We start from the raw sequence: 1665 nt of genomic DNA on the forward strand, positions 1-1665 counted from the left end.
ACAAGTAAAGCAGACAATGAAATCTATGCCCAAAACTATGGAGACGACTTTAGCGATTATGTTGAATTTGCCTCAGAAAACTATGGTGATGGCAACTTAGCAGACAGCAACAACAAAAACCTAGGTAATACACCAGCAGAAATACAGAGAAATCAAAAGCTTGTTGATAACAACAATCAGGATTATGCTGGGATTGATAAGAGCAAGGGAGAGGATTTTTTATTTGTAAATCAACAGATTGATTACGCAAGAGAAATGACAGAATGTGGTAAAAATGGATATAAATGTAAAAATAATATTAGAAGAAAATATAAAAATTTATATGATAAAAACAGACAAGAAAAACTTGCAGAAATCAAAAGAGAATTAAGCAAACCGCCTTTTTTACGCAACAAATATAAAACTAAACGAGAATTTGAATCAGCGATTAATTTATTGAATAATAGACCTTTTAAGCAAGAAACAATAAAAATACCAGAGCAAAACTTAAATGGAGTTGAGGTGTTGAGAAAAGAAGAATATGTTTCGAAGTCTGAGGTTAAAACGAAAGAGGATTTGAAGGCAGTTGCAAAGACTGGGTTTAGTTTGACTCCTCCTGGGAGGGCTTATGTAATTGGAAAAACTGCTGTAGATTTAGCAGATGATTTAGAAAGTGGAAATTTTGAAAAAACAGCAAATAATGTTATTGACAGAGTTATTTCTAAAGGACTGAGAAAAATTGGAGTTTCAAAAACTGCATCAGAATTAGCTCCAAGTGCTATATCTTTAGGAGGTAAACTCACTAATGATAACTAGAAATGAATTTATTGTTTTAATTGTAAGCTTTATATTAGGATTGTTTTTGACACACCCATTGGGTTTTAGTTGTGATGAATCTTGTATACATGCAGTTGCATTTTTATCTTGTGCATTTGCTTTTTTGAATATGGAAATTTATACTTTTTTTACAGGTGGGTCGGTTTGGAATCCAATTGCATGGGGAGCTGCAACAAAATCTTTAGTTGAGGATAATTCTAATAAAAATAAACTTATTAGAAAAATCTCTTTTATATTTATATTAATAATTGATATATTGATAATATATGGAATTTACAAACAAAGCTGGATTTTCAATTAACAAATAAAACAGAGTCTAAAAGGGGACGCTATGAAAAAAAATGAAAAAAATGGGAGGCTACCCTTTTATCATAAAAATATAACTTCACCCTCTCATTATAAATAAAACCACTATTTTTAAAACAAAAAAAACCACCAAAACCCATTAAAATAACCAAATGCCAAACCCATTTTTAATATCAATTTTAACCTTAATCACAACCCTAGCAACAGCCCCAACCATTGCTAATACAAACCTTAATACTCCAAATAAAACCACCACCATTGTTGGCTCAAACCTCCAAGCCAATGCAAATAACGCAGTCAACACAAATAACGGACAAATCAACATAAACAGTCAAAACCTTAACATCCTCTCTAGCCAAGATACCAACAACACCAAGTCTAACACCCAGCATAAAAACTTGAATGTCTCTTATACGCTATATGGCACTAATTCAAGTAATCTGAGTGGCAGCATCTCCCGAGATTCCAGCACCAGCACCAGCCAACAAACCACCCACAACAACACCAGCCTAACTGCTACCAACATCAACCTTAACACCACCC

At 33.0% G+C, this 1665-nt stretch carries 3 protein-coding genes; all 3 read left to right on the plus strand.

The window, feature by feature from the left end:
* The coding region (locus BBROOKSOX_RS10720) for a hypothetical protein (RefSeq protein ID WP_180324012.1) at nt 1–795 on the plus strand (795 nt) is incomplete at its 5' end.
* Nucleotides 785–1117 carry a hypothetical protein gene (locus BBROOKSOX_RS10725; protein WP_139661764.1) on the plus strand — a complete coding sequence of 111 codons (333 nt, stop codon included), beginning with the start codon at nt 785–787 and terminating at the stop codon, nt 1115–1117. The genes BBROOKSOX_RS10720 and BBROOKSOX_RS10725, both read left to right, overlap by 11 nt.
* Nucleotides 1118–1274: 157 nt before the next feature.
* Nucleotides 1275–1665 (plus strand): hypothetical protein (locus BBROOKSOX_RS10730; RefSeq protein WP_373896627.1); only part of this gene is annotated, 391 nt, incomplete at its 3' end.

This window comes from bacterium endosymbiont of Bathymodiolus sp. 5 South (assembly GCF_900128535.1).
In the GTDB taxonomy this organism is placed as follows: Bacteria; Pseudomonadota; Gammaproteobacteria; order PS1; family Pseudothioglobaceae; genus Thiodubiliella.

Coding starts and splice junctions, on each gene's coding strand:
- BBROOKSOX_RS10725 (WP_139661764.1), top strand. CDS start 785: ATGATAACTAGAAATGAATTTATTGTTTTAATTGTAAGCTTTATATTA.